Below are 22,052 nucleotides of genomic sequence, written 5' to 3'. Positions count from 1 at the left end.
TTCCACTGGGCGAAGCGTTCGTTCATGCCTGCCGCGCTAGCGGCGCGGTTATCGTCGCTTCCGAGTTGAACCCGCCACTCGCCCAGCCGAGGTGGCCGAGCGCTACGGTTCCATTCCTTTGTGTCCCCGTACGTCCTTGAGTCGCTCAAGCATTCAAGCCATAGGTCGAATGGCGCCGGATAGCGATTATCAAGGTGCATCGATCGCCAGTGGTCCGGGCGCGACCGCCACGTTCGTCTCCGGAAATATCCTCGGGTAGAGGAAGCCTGCAATGCAGGCTCCGATAAGGGGCGCGACCCAGAAAAGCCAGAGCTGCGACAGCGCCGCCCCGCCGACGATCACTGCGGGCCCCGTTGAACGTGCGGGATTCACAGACGTATTCGTGACCGGAATCGAGATGAGGTGAATCAAGGTCAGGCAAAGGCCGATCGCGAGCGGCGCGAACCCCGAGATTGCTCGCCCGTCTGTCGCGCCGAGAATGACGATTACGAAGAAGAACGTCATCACCACTTCGCATGCAAGGCACGCCAGCAATGAATAATGTCCGGGCGAATACGCGCCGTAGCCGTTTGTTGCAAAGCCGCCTGCCGCCGCGTCGAAGCCGGGCGCTCCATTTGCAATGACAGAGAGCACGAACGCACCGAGTATGCCGCCGACAACTTGCGCGACGACATATGGACCCAGATCACGAATCGGAAGGCGTCCTGCAACGGCGAGTCCGACGCTCACTGCGGGATTCAAGTGCGCTCCGGAAATATGGCCGAGGGCGTAGGCCATCGTCAGGACCGTCAAGCCGAAGGCAAGCGAAACACCCGCAAAGCCTATCCCCGTTTCAGGGAATTTCGCTGCGAGTACGGCGCTGCCGCACCCTCCGAGAACGAGCCAGAAAGTACCGAACATTTCCGCGAGAAAACGCTGTTTCATTTGCATGTTGCGCTCCGATTCGCAAACATCAGAATTACATTGGAAGAGGTGATGTCGCATTCGAAAACGCGATGCACCGGCTCGACTTTGATAAGACTTATTGTTCGCGTGTCGGATCGCTCAATGACATGCAACTGACACGGTGGAAAGCGGCGGGAGATGATTCGTTCGACAAGCGGCGCTGGGTTTGGTTAGCGAACACGCTGGAGACTGATCCTGCAAGCGGATGACTCGCGCTTGTCGACCTGTTCTTTATAGATCATCGATTCGGTTAATCAAGTTCGAAAGTTTATTTCAGCGACGTTGTGATCGATCCATACGCTGGACGCCAATCACCTGAACTTCGACACGGCCGAATTAAGCAAGAACACAGCGAGTTGCACGCAACCTTACGCCAGCACGATCTGTGCAAACGTGCGTCTCACCGCGCCCAGATAGTGAGAAACGGCGATTGGACGTACTTCGGTTTTGTCGCGATAACGCGCCAGATATCATGTGCGCGATGCGAATGTTGCCAGTCCTTCGATTATCACGCAGCCGCGATTTTGCAATCTGGATTACGGCATCGCTCGCCACGCGCTTCAGTGTGATGCGAGAAGCTGCGCGAATATCACGGCTTGACGATTGCGACGGAAACCGTTCGGCACCTGATGAGGCGCAGCTTCTGTTCTCTCTCGCATAACCGCCATTGAGCATCAGGCAAAGACTGGATCGTGCAGCTTCCGCCCGCGGGGGCATGCTGCACGTCCAGTCCTGGAAACAGCCGTTTCGCGGCCGCCTGCCGCCTATACGCCGCTGCCGCCCACGGTCCGAAGACTCTTCCACTGCCCTTGTTCGACCTCGAAAAGCGTATAGGGCGGTTTGATCAGATCGCCGTTCGGATCGAACGTGATCTTGCCCGTCACCCCCGTCACATTGACCTTCGCCAGGCTCTCCACGATCTTGGCGCGATCGAGTGAATTCGCATCGTGAATCGCCTTGATCATGGCCAGCACGGCGTCATACGCGAACGGCGCATACAGCTCGACGTCCTGATTGAAGCGCACCTTGTAGCGCTTGCCGAACTCCTGCGCGGCAGGCAGCTTGTCGAGCGCCGGGCCCGGCTCCAGATCCTGCGTGCCGTTGCCTGCCGCGCCGGCGATCTGCAGGAACGCGTTGCTCTTCAACGCGCCCGCGCCAAAGAGTTGCGCCTGCATGCCGAGCGAGCGCATCTGCTTGACGAGCATCGCGCCCTGCTCATCCAGCCCCCCGAAGAAGATCAGGTCGACGTTCTTGCTCTTGAGCGTGGTCAGGATCGCGCGAAAATCGACGGCCTTGTCGTTGGTGAACTCGCGCGCGACGATGTTGCCGTTCGCTTCCTTCGCGCCTTTCTCGAAGGCGTCCGCGAGGCCTTGCCCGAAGGCTGTCCGGTCATCGATGATGCCGATGCGCTTCGCCTTCATCTGTTCGACCACGAAGTGTCCCGCCACCACCCCGCCCACGCCGTCATGCCCCATCGTGCGGAACACGTTTCTGAAGCCCTGCTTCGTCAATTGGGGATTCGTCGACCCCGGTGTGATCATCGCCACATTGGCCTGATGATAGACCGTCGACGCCGGAATGCTGCAGCCCGAGTTGTAGTGGCCGATCACACCCACCACACCGCTATCGACCATCTTCTGCGCGACCTGGATCGCGACGCGCGGATCGGCCTGATCGTCGTACACATCGAGTTCGAATTTGACCGGCTTGCCGCCGACGGTCGGGTGCTTCGCGTTCTCCTCGTCTATCGCGAGTTGCGCACCGTACTGCAGATCCTTTCCGACGCGTGCGACCGGACCGGTCAGCGGCCCGGCAAAGCCAATCTTGACGACTTCCGGATCGGCCGCCCAGGTTGCCTGCATGGGCGCGACCGCCAGACATGCGGCCAGACTCAAAAGCCAATGACGGCGATTCATGATGCGCTCCTGTATGAGTGAAGTCGCGCGGTGTTGAGGTACGGCTGATTCGATGCGCGACGCGTCGAGGCCGGTGTTTCGGTTAATTCGAAAAGCTGTTCAGCGAAAGCGCGCCGCGCCATAGCGCGTCAGGTCAAGTGGAGGCGTTCGTCGCGCGACCAGATCGGCGACGATGCGGCCGCTCACGCCAGCAAGCGTCAATCCGAGATGCTGATGTCCGAACGCATAGACGATCCGCTCGCTCGCACTGGAATGGCCGAGTACCGGCACGCCGTCGGGCAGCGTCGGACGAAAGCCGAGGCAGTCACTGTCCGGTGTGCCGAGCGCGGGCAGCGCGCGCTTCGACGAAAAAGTCAGCAGGTCGAGGAGCGAACGGTTGCGCGTCTCACTGAAACCGGCGAGTTCGACCGTTCCGGCCACGCGAAGTCCGTCTGCCATCGGCGTCATGTAGAAGCCGCGTTCGGCCCAGCCGACAGGCCGCGAGATCAGTTGCGACGCGCCGGGATAACGAACGTGATAGCCGCGCTCGGTATCGAGCGGCACCTTGTCGCCGCACTGTGCGGCGAATTCGGCGGAGCGGGCGCCCGTCGCGATCACGACGTGGTCGAAGCGCCGGACTGCGCCGTCGACGGTCAGCGTGGCGCCATCTGCGGACGGCTGGACGGCGTTGACCTTCGAGCGTTCAAGCGAAAGCCCCTGAGCCGTGAGCCGTTGGTACAACGTCTGCAAGAAACCTTGCGGGTCCGAGAAATGCCAGCTATCGGTGAACAACACGCCGCGCGCGAAGATCGGCGCGAGTGCCGGTTCAAGCGCGCGGATGTCGTCGCCGCCGAGCACGTTGAACGCGACGCCGAACTTCTTTCGCAGATCGAGCGCGGGCCGGGCGGCATCGAAAGACGCCGCATTCGAATAGAGATAAAGGCACTCGCGCAGGCGCACGAAGCTCGCCAGTTCAGCGTCCGCGAGCAACGGCGCGTAGCCGTCCTGCGCGCATTCGAGCAGCGCCGCCAATGCGCCGACGCTCGCCTCATAGCGGCGCGGCAGCGAACTCATCATGAAACGCGCGAGCCACGGCGCGAGATGCGGCAGATATCCCCAGCGCAATCGAAACGGGCTGTCGCTCGACATCAGAAAGCGCGGCAAATCACGAAACACCGAGGGGTTGTTCACCGGAATGCACGCGTAGTGCGCGAAGGTTCCGGCGTTGCCGAACGACGCGCCCTGCCCGACGCCCGATGGATCGAAGATCGTGACGCGGTGGCCGTCGCGCATCAGCCAGGCGGCGCTCGCGAGTCCGATGAATCCCGCTCCGACAATGGCAACGCTCGACATCACTGGCGCCCTCCGAGCGCTGGCTTCGCGCTCTGCGAGCGGTAGCCGGTGGCCGTGTCCTCCGACCCGCTCGTCCCGGCTCGCGGATGACGCTTCGCCGCCAGCAGATAAGCCGCCGATGCCACTGCCAGACTCGCGAGGCTCGCCATCAGTTGCGGGCGCAGCGCGGAATCGGCACCCATCGCGGCCAGCACGCCGATAATCGCCGCCACCACCGCATACGAAAGCCACGGAAAAAGCCACATCTTCAGCGTCAGACGCTCCGGCGAGTCGCGCTCGATGCGACGGCGGATGCGAATCTGCGCCAGCGCGGTAGCGAGATACACGAACAGCATCACGGCGCCGGACGCGTTCACCAGGAACAGGAACACGCCCTGCGGCGACACGATGGCCGCAACGATCGCCACATAGCCGACGACACTGCTCAACAGAACCGCAAGCCGCGGCACCTTATTGGGCGTCAGGTTCAGCAGCGATTTCGGCGCGTCGCCGCGCTCGGCGAGCCGGAACAGGATTCGCGACGATACATACAGGCCCGAATTCAGCGCGGACAGGACGGCCACCAGCACGATCGCGTTCATGATGTCGGCTGCGCCGGGGATCCGCATTGTTTCGAGCGCGGCGACGAACGGCGAATGTCCGGTGACGATGCTCGTCCACGGCACGATGCAGGCAATCAGGAACATCGAGCCGACGTAAAACGTGATGACGCGCAGGATCACCGAGCGCGTCATCGCGGCGACGCTCTTGGCGGGATCGTCCGACTCGGCGGCGGCGATGGTCGCGATTTCCGCGCCGCCGACCGCGAAGATGACCGTCGGCACGGCGGCGAACACGGACATCGCGCCGAACGGCAGGAAGCCGCGATGGGCCGTGAGATTCGCTGCCGCATCGCCAGCATGGCCGAAGCCGAATACGTACGACGCGCCGATCGCGATGAAAACGATGATCGCGGCGACCTTGATCGACGCGAACCAGAACTCGAATTCACCGTATGACTTCACGGAAAGCAGGTTGACCACGGTCAAGACCGACAGCAGCACGAGCCCGATCACCCAGACCGGAGCCGGAATCCAGCGCTGAAGGATCGCCGCGCCGGCCACGGCCTCGACGGCCACGACGATCACCCAGAAATACCAGTAGAGCCAGCCGCTCGTGAAGCCCGCCCAGTTGCCGAGGCCGATGCGCGCATATTCGGTGAAGGAGCTGACGCCCGGCACCGCGAGCGCCATCTCGCCGAGCATGCGCATGACCATCAGCACGACGATGCCCGCGACGAGATAAGACACGCACGCGGCCGGGCCGACCGAGTTGAGCGTCGCGCTGCTGCCGACGAAGAGTCCTGCGCCGATGATGCCGCCGAGCGCGATCATCGTTACGTGGCGCTGGCGCAGCGCGGAGCCGAGCTTCGGCGGGTTTTCGGATTGATTCGATTCGGAAACGGACATCGGGACGCTCCTGCGAAAGGTTTCAGGCACTGTCCGGCCATACACTCGAACCGGATGGTTCAGGCACACCAGACAAACTCTGATATCAGAATCACACAATATTTTTTTGTGTGCAATTAAAAACCACATTGTGTGGCCTCAGCATTTTCCCTAGACCGCGCCCGGTACGCTGTTTGCCGGCATTGGACACCCGGTTGCCCAATCTGTGAGCCTTGCAGCGAGTCTTATGTAGGTTAGAATCTGCAAAACCTCCGCATGATGCGGACAAAGCATGTTTTGTATGGAGACACGACAGCCCATGGCTTCCAACAAAGATCCGGCGCGCAGCGCCAACGGCGCGCCGGCCACGGCCAAGCGGTCGACGTACATCGAGGTGTCGAGTTCGATCGAGAGCGAGATTCGCAGCGGCGTCTACCCGCCCGGCAGCCGGCTGCCGCCGCAGCGCCAGCTCGCGAGCGAACTGGGCATCAACGTGTCGACCGTGTCGCGTGCGTACAAGGAATTGCAGTTGCGCGGGCTCGTGATCGGGAGCAAGCGGCGCGGCTCGCTCGTGACCGGCGGCGCGATGCCGAGCGTCGAGCAGGCACAGCAGCCTGCAAGCAATGGCGCGATCGACCTGACCGTCAACCGGCCCGCCACCGGCGAGTTCCTTGCGTGCCTCGCCCGAACGCTCGCGGAGTTGCCCCGCGACCCCCGTTATCCGCAGTTGCAGGAATACCAGCCGCCGCAGGGGCCGTCGTGGGCGCGGGCCGCCGGTGCGCGATGGATGGCGGCGCCCGGTTTCTCGCCGGCAACGGAGCACGTAGTGGTCACCAGCGGGGCGCAGCACGGCCTGTATGCGGTGCTGAACAGCCTGATCGGAACGGACGGCGTGATCCTCGCCGACCAGCTCACCTACTACGGCCTGAAAGCGCTCGCGCCGGTATTCCAGTTCGAGATCGTCGGCATCCCGAGCGACCGCGACGGTCTCCTGACCGATGAAGTGGAACGGGTCTGCCGTCGCATGCCGGTGAAGGCGATCTTCACCGTGCCGAACCTGCAGAATCCGACGGTCACGACGATGAGCCTCGAACGCCGCATGGCCCTCGTCGATATCGCGCGACGGCACGGCGTGGCGATCATCGAGGACGATGTCTACGGTCCGCTGGTTTCGCAGCGCCTGCCGACCATCGCGAGCCTGTGTCCCGAACTGACGTTCCATATCGCCGCGACATCGAAGGTGCTCGCGCCTGGCTTGCGGCTCGGTTATCTGCTGAGCCCGCCGGACAATTCGGCGCTCTGTGCGGAGGCCGTGCGCACCACCGCATGGATGCCCGCGCCGATGTCGATGCTGATCGCGTCGATCTGGATTGAGGACGGCACCGCGCAGCACATCATGGATGCCCAACTCGCGGAAATTCGCGCGCGCCAGGATCTGGCGCGCGAACTGTTGCCGCAGGAACTGCTGCAGGCGGACCCGGCGTGCATGTTTGTCTGGCTCAAGCTGCCGCTGCCGTGGCGCGCCGACGATTTCGCCGCGAACGCCAAAGCGCGCGGCGTCGTCGTCATGCCGTCGTCTGCGTTTGCGGTGGATCGTTCGGAAATCGAGCACGGCGTGCGGATCAACCTTGCATGCGCAAGCAGCCGTGAGCAACTTGTGAGCGGGCTACGGCTCCTGGCAAGCACGCTCAAGGACCGTCCGCGTGCGCTATATGGGCGAATCTGATACGCGCGGCTCGTTGGTCGGAGGCGTTCACATCAATTCAATATCTGAAGACGGAACGGCTGCGGTCCCTCATGTGGCTTGAGCGATTTCAGGGAATCTCAAAGAGCAAGCTCCGGCAGCAATGTCTCAAGTGATTCAGGAACGAAACCGTCCGCCTTTAGCATCACCAATCCGTGCAACTGGGCCCACACTGCCGTTGCGGACCCGACAGGCTCCCTACTACCACGCCGCGAGACGCCCGCCAGGAGCAGTTGGTAGCTTTCCTCCGCCGCGCTGCCTAGCGGGCTATCTGGCGGAGCGTCGGGAACCAGACGCGAAGCGAACATCAATCGATAACGTTCCACATTCCGCTCGCCGAACTTGAGGTAGGCGACTGCCATGCACCTGACGCGACTATCGTCGCCTCCAGATTCCGCCGCCCTGCGCAGTTCCGCCGAAAGCTCCTGAAATCCCTCCACCGCTACCGCAATCAACAGGTCATCCCGGTCCACGAAGTGGCGGTAAGGCGCCGACTGGGCGACGCCGGCACGCCGTGCAAGGGAAGCGAGCGTCAGGCTCTGGGCGCCGTTGGTCGCGACCTCTTCGCGTGCCGCGTCGAGCAATGCACGACGCAGATCTCCATGGTGATAGGTCTTTCGGGCCCGCTCGCGCTTCGCGGGTGTCTTTGTCGCGGTGTCTTTGCTCATCGTGGTGTGTCGAAGCGAATGTGATAGGTAATAACTTTTTCTTGACTCGAGGTCTGGAGGCCAGCAAAATGATACCTCATCACATTACGAGTGACCAACCCAATGAACCGCGAACCTGCCCACGACTTCACATCGGGAAGCCCTTACCTGACTGCTAATTTCGCGCCAGTCGAGGTCGAAACCACGGCTTTTGACCTGAAGGTGACTGGAAGCATCCCGGCAGAGCTTGCCGGTCGCTTCCTTCGGATCGGCCCCAATCCGGCGACACCGCCCGATGCGGCGAGCTACCACTGGTTCGCAGCGACAGGCATGGCGCATGGCCTGCGGCTTCGCGACGGCAAGGCCGAATGGTTTCGGAGTCGCTTCGTGAAGGATGCCGCTGCGTCTACGGCCATGGGTCGCGAGCCGATACCGGGCCCGGCGCCGCAGCGCCGCGACGGGCCAGTGAACACCAACTTCACCCGGGTCGGGGACAAGGTTTATGCAATCGTCGAGGCTGGCAGCTTGCCGGTCGAGCTCGACTACGAACTGGAGAGTGTCGCGCGCTCTGACTTCGACGGGACGCTGGAGACCGGCTTCACCGGGCATCCCAAGTTCGACCCCGTCACCGGCGAACAACACGCCCTGACCTACGAACCCGGAGAACCGGTCAGGTATGTTTCGGTCGGCCGGGATGGTCGCGCTACCACCAAAGCCCGCATCGACCTGCCCCATATCCCGCTGATCCACGACGTTGCGTTCACGGCATCCTTCATCGTCGTGCCCGACCTGCCTGTGACCTTTCAGCCGCAGACCGCGCGAACCGCTTTCCCGTGGCTCTGGGATGAAAGTCGCGAATCCAGAATCGGTCTGTTGCCACGCAACGGCGACGTCTCGCGTCTTCAATGGTTTTCAGCGCCTCGCTGTTTCGTCTTCCACTTCGTCAACGGAACATCCGAGGTGCATGACTTCGGCCCCGGCCGGATGACTCTCGAGCCGGTGTTCGTGCGACGCCCGGGCGCCGTGCAGGAGGACGACGGCTGGATCATGTCCTACGTCTACGATGGCAATCGCAACCTGAGCGACGTGGTCATTCTCGATGCACAGGACTTCGCCGGCGAACCCATTGCGACCATCCATTTGCCGGTGCGCGTGCCTTTCGGTTTCCACGGGGGCTGGGCGGCGGATACGCATCTGTCCCGTGAAGCACCTGACGCATCTTGAGGAGCCAGCTAAATGGGAAGCATCAGTGCAGTTGTAGCGGCGGCAGTCGCCTTCGTGGGCAGCCACTTTCTCTTGTCCCATCCGCTGCGCAGTCGCCTGGTCCGCGCAATCGGCGACAGGGCCTTTCAGGGGCTCTATTCACTGGTCGCGATCTTGACGTTCGGCTGGCTGATCCTGGCTTACCGAAAAGCCCCCCTGACGGCAGCGCTATGGCCGGTAGGAAATGGACTCTGGGCGGTGGTGACCGCGGTCATGTTGATCGCGTCGATTCTCCTGATGGGTTCGCTGATCCGAAACCCGGCGCTTCCCACCGGCGGGCGGCCGGGCTCGTTCCCGGAAACGGCACTCGGCGTGTTCGCGGTGACGCGTCACCCGATGATGTGGTCGTTCGCTCTTTGGGGGCTGTGTCACATCGCAGTGTTCCCGGTGGCCAAGAACATCATCGTCGCGACGGCAATGGTCATCCTCGCGCTGGTCGGCGCCGCGCTGCAGGACCGCAAGAAGGAGCGGCTCCAGCCCGATTTCTGGCCAGCATGGGAATCGAAGACGAGTTATCTGCCGTTCGCGGCGATCGCTGCCGGCCGTGCGCGGTTCGGCGGGTTCGGCTTGCACACGCTGCTGGGCGGTCTCGTGGTCTGGCTCGCGGCAAGTTGGGCCCATCTCCCGCTCGCCGGTTGGGGCGCGGGGATCTGGCGCTGGCTGTAGTCGCGCGGGCTCCCGAGCGCCAGCAACACCCCCGCTCACCCACCCACATCGGTTTCAAGAATCGCGCCCTCTTCCTTCAGCGCCCGGATGCGCGCATCGCTGAAACCGTACTCGGCGAGCACTTCCGACGTGTGCTGCCCCAGGAGCGGCGCGGGCCGCGACGATTCCGCGCGGCCATCGGAGAAATGAATCGGCAGTCCGATCCCGCGCATGCGGCCCGCGAGCGGATGCTCCGTCTCGACGATCATCCCGCGCGCAACCGCCTGCTCGTGCGCGGCCGCTTCCGGCACTTCGAGCACCGGCCCCGAAGGCAAACCGATTGCATCGAACAGCGCGAGCCACTGATCCGTCGTCCGCTCGACGAGCCGCGCCGTCAGGATGTCGACGAGCGCGCCGCGATGTTTCAGGCGGCCCGCGTTGGTCTGGAAGCGCTCGTCCGTGGCAAGCCCCGGAATCTCCAGGACGCCGACGAGCCGCTCGTAGTTGCTCTGGTTCGCCGCGCCGATGTTCACCCAGCCGTCGCGCGTGCGAAACGCCTGATACGGCGCGCTCGTCGGGTTCGCGGAACCGGCCTTCGGCAACACGGTGCCATCTGCGAAGTAATTGGCGAACGCCCAGTACATCTGCTGGAGGCCTGCTTCGAAGAGCGACGTGTCGACCATCTGCCCGAGCCCGGTCTTCTGCTTGCCCGCGTAGGCCGCGCAGATCCCGAGCGCGGCGAGGATGCCCGCGTTGATGTCGGTGACGGGCGAGCCCGCCTTGATCGGCGCCTGGCCCGGCTCGCCCGTCATGCTCATCAGTCCGCTCATGCCCTGCGCGATCAGGTCGAAGCCGCCCTTGTCGGCCATCGGGCCGCTGCGCCCGAAGCCCGAGATCGCGCAATAGATGAGGCCGGGGTTGTCGCGTTTAAGGGCCTCGTAGCCCATGCCGAGCTTTTCCATCGTGCCGCGACGGTAGTTCTCGGTGACGACGTCCGCGGTCGCGAGCATCTTGCGCAGCACTTCGCGGCCGCCCTCGGTCTTGAGATTGAGCGCGATGCCGCGCTTGTTGCGATTGACGATCAGAAACGACGCCGATTCGCCGCCTTCGAGGATCGGCGCAAAGCGGCGGCAGTCGTCGCCGCCGGGGACCTTCTCGACCTTGATGACGTCGGCGCCCATGTCGGCGAGCATCATGCCGCAGATCGGCCCCGACATGATGTGCGCCAGCTCGACGACCTTCATGCCGGCGAGCGGTCCTTGTGCGTTGCTGGTCATGTCAGCGTCCCTTGAATTGCGGCTTCACCTTGTCGAGGAAAGCCTGATAGCCGGTGCGGAAATCTTCCGTGCCATAGCATGCGAAGCCTTCGTCGCGTTCCTCTGGCGAGAGCGGCGCAGGGTCCATCACGCGCCTGACGCACTGCTTGTGCCAGCGCGCGACGAGCGGTGCGCCATCCGCGATGCGACGCGCGGTTTCATAGGTCTCGGCGGTGACCTTGTCGTCGGGTACGATGCGCGTGACGAGCCGCTTCTCGAACGCTTCGCGCGCATCGAAAACGCGGCCCTCCAGCAGGATCTCCAGGGCGACCGCTGGTCCCGCGAGCCGCACGAGGCCTTCGATTTCCGCATGCGCCATCACGAGTCCGAGGTTCTTGATGGGCACGCCGAAGCGGCTCGATTCGCCGCAGATACGCAGATCGCACATCGCCGCGATCTCCAGCCCGCCGCCCACGCAAATGCCGTGAATCATCGCGACGAGCGGATGGCGGCAGTCCTTCAGCGCGGAGAGCGTGCGATGCATGATCGCGCCATACGCACGCGCCTGCTCGACATTCGAGCGGTCGGTGCGAAACTCGGCGATGTCGTTGCCCGGTGAAAACGCTCTCTCGCCCGCGCCGCGCAGCACGATGCAACGCAGCGACTCGTCGGCGGAAAGCGTTTCGATGGCGTCGCCGAGTGCATGCCACAAGGGCTTCGTCATCGCGTTCAGCTTCTCCGGCCGGTCGATGACGACGGTCGCGATGGTCTCCTCGCGCTCTATGGTGATGGATGCGTCTGCCACGTTGGCTCTCCCTTCAAACGAACTTGCGCGCGTCGCGGGCCGCCGCTTCTTCGCCCTCGACTTCGAGCGCGCGATCCGGGCGCATCGTGAACGAGAGCACGATGCCCGCCGCCATCAGCACCATCGAGACGGTGAACGGCAGGTTCCAGTTTCCGGTACGGTCGATCAGGAAGCCCCCCACCACCGGGCTGATGATCGCTGCAAGCGCCGAGCCCGAGTTCATGATGCCGCTCGCGGTGCCCGCGTGCTTCGGCGCGATGTCCATTGGCACGGCCCACATCGGTCCGATCGTCATCTCGTTGAAGAAGAAGCCGCCGGACAGGCACAGCGCCGCCATCGTGATCGAGATGTCGGACACGAGCATGATCGGTGCGAGCGAGAGCAGCGTGAGCAGCATACAGACGCCGACCATCACGTTGCGAGCGAGCCGCAGGTTTCCGCTCTTCCTCAGGATGCGGTCGGTAACCGAGCCGCCGAGCCAGTCGCCAAGCACACCCGCGAAGAACACGCCCGAGGCGAAGAGCGCCGACTTGCCGAGCTGCATGTGATAGTTGTGCAGGAAGTACTGCGGTATCCAGCCGAGGAAGAGCCACAGCACCCAGCCATAGCAGAAGTACACGGCGGTGACGGGCGCCATGCGGCCGAGCAACGCGCGCCACGGCACCGGCAACCGCTCCTTGATGCCGGAATAGTTCGAAAGCGTCGCGCATTCGGGTTCGGTGATGCGCGGATGCTCGCGCGGATTGTCGCGGAAGTACCAGATCCAGGCCACCGCCCACAGGAAGCTCACGATGCCCGTGATGATGAACGCGCCGCGCCAGCCCGTCGCGACCATCAGCCAGACGATGAGCGGCGGCGCCACGGCATTGCCGATGCGCGATGCTGCGTGCGTGGTGCCCTGAGCAAAGCCACGCTGGTCGGCGGGAACCCAGTTGGACATGGCGCGCGTCGCAGTCGGGAACGTCGCGCCTTCGCCGAGGCCGAGCAACAGGCGCGCGACGATCAGCGAGACGAAGCCGCCCGCCATGCCCGTCATGACCGTTGCGCCGGCCCAGATGACCGCGCAGACGGCGAGCGTGCGATGCGGACCGAAGCGGTCGCCGACCCAACCGCCGATGATCTGGAACACGAGATACGGATAGGCGAATGCGGAGAACACGAAGCCGATCTCCGTGTGCGACAGGTGCAGTTCCGAGGCGAATGCGCTCGCGGCGGTACTGACATTGACTCGATCGACATACGTGATGAAATACATCGCGCATAGCAGCAACAGAACGCGCGTCGTGGCTCGACGGAACATCGTTGTCTCCTTGGGGCTGCGTGATTCGCGGGGCGCGTGCGTGCGCCTGAAGCGGACTTTCGTGCTCGTGTTGACCTGCTGCGGGTCACTGCATCCGGCGTGCGAAGGTGCGGATTCTGGGTTTGCGCGGTCGTGTCATCGCTTGTCTCCTGTGCTGCTGGTTTTTGTCGATTCAATCTGCCAACGCAGCGGCCAGCACCTGCGCCACGTGCAGCGCATGCTTTTGCGTACCGTCCGCGATCTGATGCCGGCAACTCGTGCCATCGGCGACGATCACCGCATCGCCCGCTGCGCGAACGGCGGGCAACAGCGACAGTTCCGCCATCGCCTTCGATGCCTCGAAATGCTCCGCCTCGTAGCCGAAGCTGCCCGCCATCCCGCAACACGACGATTCCACCACCGACACTTCCAGTCCCGGAATCCAGCCGAGCACCGTCTGCACGGGACGAAACGCGTCGAACGCTTTCTGATGGCAGTGCCCGTGGACGAGCGCTTTCGGCTTGTCGAGCGGCTTGAGCGAGAGGCGCATGTGGCCCGCCGCCCTTTCGCGCACGAGAAATTCCTCGAAGAGAAACGACGACTTCGACAGCCGCACGGCTTCATCGCCATAACCGAAGCCCAGGAACTCGTCGCGCAGCGACAGCAGACACGATGGCTCCAGCCCGACGATCGGCACGCCGCGCTCGACGTAGGGCAGGAGCGCGTCGAGCGTGCGGCGCGCTTCCGCCTTCGCTTCGTCGACGAGTCCTGCCGCGAGAAACGTGCGCCCGCAGCAGAGCGGCCGCTCGTCCGGCTTCGTGTTGAAATGCACCGCGTAGCCGGCCGCTTCCAGCACGCGTTTCGCCGCGCGCGCGTTGTCCGGCTCCATGCAGTTGTTGAACGTATCGACGAAAAGCAGCACTTCCTTCGTGCCGACGGGCGGCTTCATCGGCTGAACCGCGCGTTCGAGAAACGAACGTGTGAAGCGCGGAAGCGAGCGCCCGGCGGCCAGACCGAGCTGTTTCTTCAGCCATGGCATCCTGTCGATCGCGCCGAACAGCGACGGCATGCGGCTCGCATACGGCGCATAGCGCGGCAGGAACGCGACGAGCCGCTCGCGCATGCGCAGGCCGTGGCGCCCGTTCCAGGCAGCGCGCGCTTCGATCTTGATGCGCGCCATGTCGACGCCAGTCGGACAGTCGCGCTTGCAGCCCTTGCACGACACGCACAGGTCGAGCACGTCCTTCACGTCCTGGCTCGCGAGCCCTTCATCACCAAGCTGGCCGGACAAGGCGAGCCGCAGCGTGTTCGCGCGGCCGCGCGTCACATGCTGTTCGTCCTTCGTGATGCGATAGCTCGGGCACATCGTGCCTGCGTCGAACTTGCGGCAATGGCCATTGTTGTTGCACATCTCGACGGCCTTCGCGAGCCCGTTGCTCAGGTCGCCGCCGGAGCCGGGAGCGCCCTCCTCGCCCGTCAGCGGATCGCGCGTCACGTTCCATGCCGACCAGTCCAGTTGCGTCTTCAACGCGCGCTCGCGATACGTCGGCGGGAAACGGAAGTACGCTGCATCGTCCATCTTCGGCGGATTCACGATGCGATCCGGGCTCATCCGGTTGTCCGGATCGAAGAGCGCCTTGATGTCGCGAAACGCCTCGTTGATGCGCGGGCCGTATTGCCACGCGACCCATTCGCCGCGGCACAGGCCGTCGCCGTGTTCGCCCGAATAGGCGCCCTTGTATTCGCGAACCATCGCCGCCGCTTCTTCTGCAATCGCGCGCATCTTCTGCGCCCCGTCGCGGCGCATGTCGAGAATCGGCCGCACGTGCAGCGTCCCGACGCTCGCGTGCGCGTACCACGTTCCTTCCGTGCGGTGCCTGCGAAAGACCTCGGTCAGCCGCCCCGTGTATTCCGCGAGATGTTCGAGCGGCACGGCGCAGTCTTCGATGAAGGACACCGGCTTGCCGTCGCCCTTCATGCTCATCATGATGTTGAGGCCCGCCTTGCGCACTTCCCAGAGCGCCTTCTGCGGCGCCGCGTCGGGCATCTCGACCACCGATCCGGGCAGGCCGAGATCGCCCATCAGTTCGACGAGCTGCGCGAGCTTTGCGAACTGCGTGGCCTTGTCCGCGCCCGCGAACTCGACTAGCAGCACCGCCTGCGGCTCGCCGACCAGCGCCTTTTCGATGACCGGACGAAACGCGGGATTGCCCATCGACAGATCGATCATCGTGCGATCGACCAGTTCGACCGCGACCGGCCCGAGCTTCACGATGTGCTGGGTCATGTCCATCGCGTCGTGGAAGGTCGGGAAGTTCACGACGCCGAGTGTCTTGTGCGCGGGCAGCGGCGCAAGCTTCAGCGTCAACTGCCGGCTGAACGCAAGCGTGCCTTCCGATCCGACCAGAAGATTCGCGAGGTTCGGCTCGTCGCCTGCGCTGAATGGCAGCGGGCTCTGGCAATCGAATAGATCGATGTTGTAGCCCGCCACGCGCCGCAGCACTTTCGGCACGCGCTCGCGGATCTCGTCGCGTTCTCGCTGCGCAATCCGCGCGACGCCTTCGATCAGCGCGCGCGTGCGGGCATCGGCGGGCATCTGCGAGAGTTCGGCGAAGCGCGTCTCGTGACCGTCTGCGAGCACGGCGTCGATCGCCTCGACGTTGTGCACCATGATCCCGTATTCCATCGAGCGCGAGCCGCACGAGTTGTTGCCCGCCATCCCGCCGATCGTGCATTGCGCGCTCGTCGACACGTCAACCGGGAACCACAGCCCATGCGGCTTCAGCCACGCATTCAGGTGATCGAGCACGACGCCCGGTTCGACCGTCACGGTGCACGCGTCCTTGTCGAAATGGACGATGTTGTTGAGCCACTTGCTCGTATCGACGACGAGCGCCTCGCCGACGGTCTGTCCGCACTGGCTCGTGCCCGCGCCGCGCGCGAGCACGGCGGTCCTGCTGTCGCGGGCGATGTCGAGGGCGAGCCTGAGATCGGCCTGGTCCTTCGGCACCACGACGCCGAGTGGCATGATCTGGTAGATCGACGCATCGGTGGCGTAGCGGCCGCGCGCGGCGCGCTCGAACAGCACGTCGCCCTTCAGCTCTTTTTGCAGGCGCGCCGCGAGCGGCGTGAGCGCGGCACGCGCGGACGCGGGCAGCAAGTGGATCGGTTTGACGAGCGCTTCGGAGGTTCGGGTCAGCATGGCTTCAGGCAGCGGCCTTCAACTGAGGCTTCGCGACGTGGCTCGTCAGATAGTCCATCGCGGCGGCCACGCCGCTGCCTTCGAGCTTTACGCCCGCGAGCTTCAGCCCCATCTCGCAGCCGGCGAGCGTCGCCATCAGCGTGAGGTCGTTGCAGTCGCCGAGATGCCCGATGCGGAACATGCGCCCTTTCAGCTTGCCGAGTCCCGTGCCGAGCGACATGTCGAAGTGCTCGTAGATGAGCTTGCGCACCGAATCGGCATCGACGCCTTCGGGCGTCATCACGCCCGTCAGCACGGGCGAATACACCGACGGGTCCGCGCACTGGATCGGCAGGCCCCACGCGTTGACCGCCGCACGGCAGGCTGCCGCGAGCCGCTGATGGCGCGCGAAGACCTGTTCGAGCCCTTCGTCGAGGATCATGTCGAGCGCTTCGGCGAGGCCGTACAGCAGGTTCGTACTCGGCGTGTACGGCCAGTAGCCCTGCTTGTTCATCTCGATGATCTCGTCCCAGCCCCAGAACGCGCGCGGCAGCGTCGCGGTTTCGCTCGCCTTGATCGCCTTCTGCGACACCGCGTTGAAGCTGATCCCGGGCGGCAGCATCAGGCCCTTCTGCGAACCCGACACGGTCACATCCACGCCCCATTCGTCATGGCGGTAATCGGCGGAAGCGAGGCCCGAAATCGTATCGACGAGCAGGAGCGCAGGATGCCCCGCCGCATCGATCGCACGGCGCACGGCGGCGATATCCGAGGTGACGCCCGTCGATGTCTCGTTGTGCACGACGCACACCGCCTTGATCGCGTGGCCGGTGTCTTCGGAGAGGCGCGCCTCGATCATGTCCGGCTGCACGCCGCGCCGCCATCCTTCGATGCCGGGCAGCCCGAGGAACTCGGGCTTGAGGCCGAGGTTCTCCGCCATCTTCTTCCAGAGCGTCGCGAAGTGACCGGTCTCGTACATCAGGACCGTATCGCCCGGCGAAAGCGTGTTGGCGAGCGCGGCTTCCCACGCGCCCGTGCCAGACGCCGGATAGATCACGACCGGCTGCGTCGTCTTGAAGATCTTCCTGATGCCGTCAAGCACCTTCAACCCGAGCGCGCCGAATTCCGGACCGCGATGGTCGATCGTCGGATAGCTCATCGCGCGCAGGATGCGGTCGGGCACCGGGCTCGGCCCCGGAATCTGCAGGAAATGGCGTCCGGCGGGATGAAAGTCGAGCTTGAACATGTTGCGCGTCCTTTTGGCATTTTGCATGCAAAATACTCTAGCTCACGGATCACCGTCCGCAAAGACGTTTCGCTTAGGGGAAAACCCCGCCGTGTCGACTGTCGATATTGGCGTGCGGCGGTGCGGTAAAATCGCGTGAAAAGAAGCGTGGAGTATTGAATGCAAAATGCTGACCTGCCCGAAGCGCAGTTCGAGCTGGCCCTGCCGAAAGTCGAGCGCCAGCGCCTGCACGACACGGTCGTCGACCATCTGCGCACCTTCATCGTCGAGGGACGGCTCGCGCCTGGCGTGAAGCTCAACGAGCGCAAGCTGTGCGAAACGCTCGGCATTTCGCGCACGCCGCTGCGCGAGGCGCTGAAGGTGCTGGCCGCCGAAGGCTTGATCGACATCTCGCCGAACAAGGGCGCGTCGGTTTCGCAGATGAGCGAAGCCGAGATCCGCGAAACCTTCGAGCTGATGAGCGGACTGGAAGCGTTTTCCGGCGAACTCGCGTGCGAGCGGATCACGGCGGCCGAGATCGCGGAAATCAAGGCGCTGCACTACGCGATGCTCGCGTGCCGCCAGCAGAACGACCTGTCCGGCTACTACGCGCGCAACCAGGCGATCCACGACAAGATCAACGAAGCCGCGCGCAATTCGGCCTTGCGGCAGACGTATGTGTCGATCAACCGGCGGCTGCAGGCGCTGCGCTTTCGCTCGAACTTCCAGACGCCGAAGTGGGACAGCGCCATCCGCGATCACGAAGAGATGATCCAGGCGCTCGATTCGCGCGACGGCCGCCGCATGGCGACGATCCTGCGTGCGCATTTGCTCGCCAAACGCGACGCGGTGCTGGCCGAGCGCACGTTGACGACCGTGCGTCCGACGGCCGATCGCAAGGAGCCGTGAAGTAAAACGCGCGGCGTCACGGGTGTTACTCTTGACGAATGACGCTGCCTTTCCCCGAACCCGGCTCGCTGTGGCCCGCCGTCCTGCGGCAGTCGCGCCACGCGCTCGCCTGCGGCGCGCTACGCCCGATCGAGACGGTTCAGGCAACCATCGACGACGCCGGCGTCACGTTTCTCGTGCGGCAGGTATCGAGCGTCGCGCGCAAGGATGAGGACCGCGCGAAGCGCGAGTCCGCGCCGGCGGGTGCGGTGCGGATCAACCCCTTCCTGCCGTGCGACGGCGATCTGGTCGTCGCGGATATCGGCGACAGCCACATTCTCCTGCTGAACAAGTTCAACGTGATCGACCAGCATCTGCTCGTCGTCACGCGCCGCTTCGAACCGCAATCCGCGCTGATCGATCTCGCCGACTTCGTGGCGCTCTTCGCATGCCTCAGCCAGTTCGACGGACTGGGTTTCTACAATGGCGGACCCGAAGCGGGCGCGAGCCAGCCGCACAAGCATCTGCAGATCGTGCCGCTGCCGCTCGGGCGGCCCGGTCCCGCGTTGCCGGTTGAGCCGCTTTTCGCGTCGGCGCGCCTGCGCGATGGAACCGGCATCGTGCCCGGGCTGCCGTTCGCCCATGCGTTCGCCCGCTTCGACGTATCGCGAGGCATGAATGCGCCCGAGACGGCGCAGAGCGCGTGGGAACGATACCGCGCGCTGCTGGATGCGGCAGGCGTGCCGCCCGTGGAAGTCGACGGGAAAGCGCATCAGTCGGCGCCGTACAACCTGCTCGTCGCCCGCGACTGGATGCTGCTCGTGCCGCGATCCGTCGCGCTCGTCGAAGGCATTGCGGTCAACGCGCTCGGCTATGCGGGCTCGCTCTTCGTGCGCGACGAGGCGCAGATGCGCACGATCGAACGTATCGGACCGATGAGCGTGCTGGCACGCGCGGGGCGGTGAACCGGCGTTGCGACATGCTCGTCGTCGCGAACCGCACGCCGCTGTCTTGAAAACATCGCGTCCGCCCCGCATGTCGGTATCCGATTATTGCGGAGCCCCATCATGGGAAGCCGTCCCCGTTTCATCGACGATCTGTCGCGGGGCGCGCCGGACGCAGCCGAACCGCTCGCGCTTGGCGACCTCGCACTCCTCGACGCCTACTCCCGCACGGTCATCGGCGCGCTCGCACGCGTGCAGCAGGCCGTCGCCTTCATCTCCGTCGAACGACGCCTGCCCGGCGACGCGAGCGGCCGCGGCACGCGCGGCGGCACGGGCTCCGGGTTCATCTTCACGCCCGACGGCTATCTGCTGACCAACAGCCACGTCGTGCACGGCGCGACGCACATCCGCGTGACGCTCGCGGATGGCGCGAAGTTCGATGCCGATCTGGTCGGCGAGGACCCCGACAGCGACCTCGCCGTGCTGCGCATCGGCTCACCGGAGCCGCTGCCGCACGTGGAACTCGGCGATTCGTCGCGGCTCTCGGTCGGACAGATCGCGATCGCCGTCGGCAATCCGCTCGGCCTCGCGCAGACGGTCACGACAGGCGTCGTCTCCGCGCTCGGGCGGTCGCTGCGCTCGACCTCGGGCCGCATGATCCCCGACGTGATCCAGACCGACGCCGCGCTCAACCCGGGCAATTCGGGCGGGCCGCTCATCAACTCGGCCGGCCAGGTGATCGGCGTGAACACGGCGGTCATCCAGGGCGCGCAGGCGATCTGCTTCGCCATCGCAATCGATACGGCCAAGTGGGTCATCATGCAGATCTTCGCGCACGGGCGCGTGCGGCGCGCGTATATCGGCGTCGCGGGCACTACGGTGCCGGTCTCTCGGCGTGTGCAGCGCTATTTCGAACTGAACTCGGCGAGCGGCGTGCACGTGATGGAGCTCGTCAAGGGCAGTCCGGCCGCGCTCGGCGGCATTCGCAACGACGACCGGATCGTCGCCATCGACGGTCTCACGGTCGACAGCGTCGATGCCCTGCAGCGGGCGCTCGGCGGATCGCGGATCGGTCGCGCGGTGACCATCACCGTGTTGCGCGGCACGCAGAAGCTCGACCTCGTCGTGACACCCGTCGAACAAAACGCGTAGGCGCGGCCTGAGCCGACGTCATCGGAACCCGGGCGACCGGTCGGCCGGCTCGGCCAGCTTCTCGAGCAGCGCGGCCGCGTGACGGACCACGGTCTCGGTCGCGTCGGGCGACTTCATCAGCGCATGAATGCGCTTTCTCCAGTACTCGGGCTGCATGACGGGATTGTGCGCCGCCAAGCCACGGCGACGCCCCGGCATGCGCTCGAGCTCAGCGATCATCCGCTCGATATGCACGAGCTCCTGCTGCTGAAACGCTTCCGAACTCACGAGCTCCTCCTCGCCGTTTGCGTGCAACGGTAACGCATCGGTTCTGGTTTTCTTGTTCTGATTCCCGCCGGGCCGTCCCGCATGAACGCGATGCGCGAACGCCGGCCCATCCACTAAACGGACGAAGCATCGGCTTTATTCCATGAACGCGGCGCATCCGCGTGCGGTGTCACTCCGAAGGCGACGGCTTCCCTTCGGCGCGCGTATCCGTATGAGCGTTTGTGTGCGCTAGCAGCCGGTATCGGGCGCGGCGCTGCGGCCTAATCCAGTGCAAGCACTCCGGGACGGCAAACCATCGGTCCATGGCGCGTGCCCTCGCGGAAGAAGGCCCTGGAAAAAGGATCGCCATGCCGATACAAACAGACTGCCCGCCGTCCACGCGTGAAGCGTTTCGCTGCACCGGCCAGCAATTCGATGCGATCGTTCGGTTTGCCGAGGAACGAGGACTGGAGCACCAGCCGTTGCAATTCGTGGTCGCGCAGTGGTGCCGCTTGCAACCGCCTTCGTTGTGAAAGCGATGCGCTCAGGGGACGCCGCATTCATTGCCCCGACAGCACGCGCTCCTTCAACACCCAGATGGCAGTCGGCACCGCGTAGTAGCCGCTCACGTTCCCCGTGACAAGCTTGCCGGTCAATTGAATGCGCGAGTTCTCGGTGGGCGTCGTATCGACGATCTGCACGAGGTCGATCGAGCTTTGCTGCTTCTGGCCCGCCGCTGCGCCGGGCGAATTCACGCAGATGGGGCTTGCGAGCGAGAGGACCCAGACGGGCTTGGCCGAGGCTTCGGCGGCGCGCGCGGCCTGGTGCGTGGCGGTGCCTTCGAGCGTGACGATGTCGCCGTCGGAATAACATGGGGCCGCTGAAGCAGAAGCCGTCAGCAGCAAGAATGCATAAGCGCAGGCCTTCCCTGTCATTCCAACCTCGCGTCGATGCGATGAGGGGCTGTGGACTTCTTGATGCAGCACTGCATGGAGCTTAAGTGATCGGGCCCCCGGCCGCAACCCGGCGCAGCCCTCGCACGCGCGAGCTTGCGAACACCAATCCGCCCGCGATCCATGCGATCAATGCCGCTTTCGCAGCGGCGTCAACTATCCGCTCGCAGTTCCTTCGGCAACTCATACCAACCTTTATCGACG

Annotated in this window: 19 protein-coding genes; 6 read left to right on the top strand and 13 right to left on the bottom strand. The window is 64.5% G+C overall.

Annotated elements, in window-relative coordinates; all coding sequences use genetic code 11:
* Positions 1-189 precede the first annotated feature (189 nt).
* The 4 genes from aqpZ to AWB81_RS21675 form a co-directional block, all read right to left on the bottom strand.
* Positions 190-930: an aquaporin Z gene (gene aqpZ, locus AWB81_RS21690; protein ID WP_062638613.1), complete on the bottom strand. Its 741-nt coding sequence runs from the start codon at positions 928-930 to the stop codon at positions 190-192.
* Between the two features lie 779 nt (positions 931-1,709).
* Complete coding sequence (locus tag AWB81_RS21685; RefSeq protein WP_062638612.1) at positions 1,710-2,861, bottom strand: branched-chain amino acid ABC transporter substrate-binding protein; 1,152 nt, start codon at positions 2,859-2,861, stop codon at positions 1,710-1,712.
* Positions 2,862-2,960: 99 nt separating this feature from the next.
* Complete coding sequence (locus tag AWB81_RS21680) at positions 2,961-4,193, bottom strand: NAD(P)/FAD-dependent oxidoreductase (protein ID WP_062638611.1); 1,233 nt, start codon at positions 4,191-4,193, stop codon at positions 2,961-2,963.
* Positions 4,193-5,641 (bottom strand): amino acid permease, encoded by a 1,449-nt coding sequence (locus AWB81_RS21675; protein ID WP_062638610.1) that lies wholly within the window; start codon positions 5,639-5,641, stop codon positions 4,193-4,195. Before AWB81_RS21675 ends, AWB81_RS21680 begins: the two co-directional genes overlap by 1 nt.
* A 298-nt stretch (positions 5,642-5,939) precedes the next feature.
* Here AWB81_RS21675 and AWB81_RS21670 point away from each other — a divergent pair, with 298 nt between their 5' ends.
* The gene (locus AWB81_RS21670; protein ID WP_062638609.1) at positions 5,940-7,346 is read left to right on the top strand and encodes an aminotransferase-like domain-containing protein; all 1,407 of its coding nucleotides are present in this window, start codon (positions 5,940-5,942) and stop codon (positions 7,344-7,346) included.
* Positions 7,347-7,444: 98 nt separating this feature from the next.
* Here the strand turns inward: AWB81_RS21670 and AWB81_RS21665 are convergent, their stop codons facing one another.
* Positions 7,445-8,032 (bottom strand): TetR/AcrR family transcriptional regulator, encoded by a 588-nt coding sequence (locus tag AWB81_RS21665; protein ID WP_062638608.1) that lies wholly within the window; start codon positions 8,030-8,032, stop codon positions 7,445-7,447.
* A gap of 102 nt (positions 8,033-8,134) precedes the next feature.
* Between AWB81_RS21665 and AWB81_RS21660 the strand changes: the two genes are divergently transcribed.
* The gene (locus tag AWB81_RS21660) at positions 8,135-9,235 is read left to right on the top strand and encodes a carotenoid oxygenase family protein (protein WP_062638607.1); all 1,101 of its coding nucleotides are present in this window, start codon (positions 8,135-8,137) and stop codon (positions 9,233-9,235) included.
* 12 nt (positions 9,236-9,247) lie between these two features.
* Positions 9,248-9,940 (top strand): NnrU family protein, encoded by a 693-nt coding sequence (locus tag AWB81_RS21655; protein ID WP_062638606.1) that lies wholly within the window; start codon positions 9,248-9,250, stop codon positions 9,938-9,940.
* Positions 9,941-9,975: 35 nt separating this feature from the next.
* On the opposite strand, the gene AWB81_RS21650 is transcribed toward AWB81_RS21655, so the two are convergent.
* The 5 genes from AWB81_RS21650 to AWB81_RS21630 all read right to left on the bottom strand — a co-directional run bounded on the left by AWB81_RS21650 (position 9,976) and on the right by AWB81_RS21630 (position 17,686).
* Positions 9,976-11,196 carry a CaiB/BaiF CoA transferase family protein gene (locus AWB81_RS21650; RefSeq protein WP_235025856.1) on the bottom strand — a complete coding sequence of 407 codons (1,221 nt, stop codon included), beginning with the start codon at positions 11,194-11,196 and terminating at the stop codon, positions 9,976-9,978.
* 1 nt (position 11,197) lies between these two features.
* On the bottom strand, positions 11,198-11,980 hold the full coding sequence (locus AWB81_RS21645; RefSeq protein WP_062638605.1) for an enoyl-CoA hydratase/isomerase family protein: 783 nt from the start codon (positions 11,978-11,980) through the stop codon (positions 11,198-11,200).
* Positions 11,981-11,993: 13 nt separating this feature from the next.
* Positions 11,994-13,280: an MFS transporter gene (locus AWB81_RS21640; RefSeq protein WP_062638604.1), complete on the bottom strand. Its 1,287-nt coding sequence runs from the start codon at positions 13,278-13,280 to the stop codon at positions 11,994-11,996.
* A 172-nt stretch (positions 13,281-13,452) separates the two neighbouring features.
* Positions 13,453-16,461 carry an FAD-binding and (Fe-S)-binding domain-containing protein gene (locus AWB81_RS21635; protein ID WP_062638603.1) on the bottom strand — a complete coding sequence of 1,003 codons (3,009 nt, stop codon included), beginning with the start codon at positions 16,459-16,461 and terminating at the stop codon, positions 13,453-13,455.
* Positions 16,462-16,465: 4 nt separating this feature from the next.
* Positions 16,466-17,686 carry a pyridoxal-phosphate-dependent aminotransferase family protein gene (locus AWB81_RS21630; protein ID WP_062638602.1) on the bottom strand — a complete coding sequence of 407 codons (1,221 nt, stop codon included), beginning with the start codon at positions 17,684-17,686 and terminating at the stop codon, positions 16,466-16,468.
* Positions 17,687-17,845: 159 nt separating this feature from the next.
* On the opposite strand from AWB81_RS21630, the gene AWB81_RS21625 reads away from it, so the two are divergent.
* From AWB81_RS21625 to AWB81_RS21615, 3 genes are all read left to right on the top strand, one after another.
* Entirely contained in the window at positions 17,846-18,574 is a 729-nt protein-coding gene (locus AWB81_RS21625; protein WP_062638601.1) for a GntR family transcriptional regulator, read from the top strand.
* Between the two features lie 38 nt (positions 18,575-18,612).
* On the top strand, positions 18,613-19,518 hold the full coding sequence (locus AWB81_RS21620) for an ATP adenylyltransferase family protein (protein ID WP_062638600.1): 906 nt from the start codon (positions 18,613-18,615) through the stop codon (positions 19,516-19,518).
* Between the two features lie 102 nt (positions 19,519-19,620).
* A complete protein-coding gene (locus AWB81_RS21615) occupies positions 19,621-20,649 on the top strand; it encodes a S1C family serine protease (protein WP_062638599.1) in 1,029 nt (342 codons plus the stop codon).
* 18 nt (positions 20,650-20,667) lie between these two features.
* On the opposite strand, the gene AWB81_RS21610 is transcribed toward AWB81_RS21615, so the two are convergent.
* The 3 genes from AWB81_RS21610 to AWB81_RS21605 form a co-directional block, all read right to left on the bottom strand.
* Complete coding sequence (locus tag AWB81_RS21610) at positions 20,668-20,916, bottom strand: hypothetical protein (RefSeq protein WP_143753576.1); 249 nt, start codon at positions 20,914-20,916, stop codon at positions 20,668-20,670.
* Between the two features lie 260 nt (positions 20,917-21,176).
* A complete protein-coding gene (locus AWB81_RS44810; protein ID WP_144444161.1) occupies positions 21,177-21,413 on the bottom strand; it encodes a hypothetical protein in 237 nt (78 codons plus the stop codon).
* A gap of 42 nt (positions 21,414-21,455) precedes the next feature.
* Complete coding sequence (locus tag AWB81_RS21605) at positions 21,456-21,830, bottom strand: hypothetical protein (RefSeq protein ID WP_062638597.1); 375 nt, start codon at positions 21,828-21,830, stop codon at positions 21,456-21,458.
* Positions 21,831-22,052 lie beyond the last annotated feature (222 nt).

This window comes from Caballeronia arationis (assembly GCF_001544975.2).
Taxonomy (GTDB): domain Bacteria; phylum Pseudomonadota; class Gammaproteobacteria; order Burkholderiales; family Burkholderiaceae; genus Caballeronia; species Caballeronia arationis.
This window is presented reverse-complemented; position numbering and strand designations above follow the sequence as displayed.

Bases quoted from the DNA above. Each gene is read 5' to 3' on its own strand.
- aqpZ (WP_062638613.1), bottom strand. From the start codon at position 930: ATGCAAATGAAACAGCGTTTTCTCGCGGAAATGTTCGGTACTTTCTGG.
- AWB81_RS21685 (WP_062638612.1), bottom strand. From the start codon at position 2,861: ATGAATCGCCGTCATTGGCTTTTGAGTCTGGCCGCATGTCTGGCGGTC.
- AWB81_RS21680 (WP_062638611.1), bottom strand. From the start codon at position 4,193: ATGTCGAGCGTTGCCATTGTCGGAGCGGGATTCATCGGACTCGCGAGC.
- AWB81_RS21675 (WP_062638610.1), bottom strand. From the start codon at position 5,641: ATGTCCGTTTCCGAATCGAATCAATCCGAAAACCCGCCGAAGCTCGGC.
- AWB81_RS21670 (WP_062638609.1), top strand. From the start codon at position 5,940: ATGGCTTCCAACAAAGATCCGGCGCGCAGCGCCAACGGCGCGCCGGCC.
- AWB81_RS21665 (WP_062638608.1), bottom strand. From the start codon at position 8,032: ATGAGCAAAGACACCGCGACAAAGACACCCGCGAAGCGCGAGCGGGCC.
- AWB81_RS21660 (WP_062638607.1), top strand. From the start codon at position 8,135: ATGAACCGCGAACCTGCCCACGACTTCACATCGGGAAGCCCTTACCTG.
- AWB81_RS21655 (WP_062638606.1), top strand. From the start codon at position 9,248: ATGGGAAGCATCAGTGCAGTTGTAGCGGCGGCAGTCGCCTTCGTGGGC.
- AWB81_RS21650 (WP_235025856.1), bottom strand. From the start codon at position 11,196: ATGACCAGCAACGCACAAGGACCGCTCGCCGGCATGAAGGTCGTCGAG.
- AWB81_RS21640 (WP_062638604.1), bottom strand. From the start codon at position 13,280: ATGTTCCGTCGAGCCACGACGCGCGTTCTGTTGCTGCTATGCGCGATG.
- AWB81_RS21635 (WP_062638603.1), bottom strand. From the start codon at position 16,461: ATGCTGACCCGAACCTCCGAAGCGCTCGTCAAACCGATCCACTTGCTG.
- AWB81_RS21630 (WP_062638602.1), bottom strand. From the start codon at position 17,686: ATGTTCAAGCTCGACTTTCATCCCGCCGGACGCCATTTCCTGCAGATT.
- AWB81_RS21625 (WP_062638601.1), top strand. From the start codon at position 17,846: ATGCAAAATGCTGACCTGCCCGAAGCGCAGTTCGAGCTGGCCCTGCCG.
- AWB81_RS21620 (WP_062638600.1), top strand. From the start codon at position 18,613: ATGACGCTGCCTTTCCCCGAACCCGGCTCGCTGTGGCCCGCCGTCCTG.
- AWB81_RS21615 (WP_062638599.1), top strand. From the start codon at position 19,621: ATGGGAAGCCGTCCCCGTTTCATCGACGATCTGTCGCGGGGCGCGCCG.
- AWB81_RS21605 (WP_062638597.1), bottom strand. From the start codon at position 21,830: ATGACAGGGAAGGCCTGCGCTTATGCATTCTTGCTGCTGACGGCTTCT.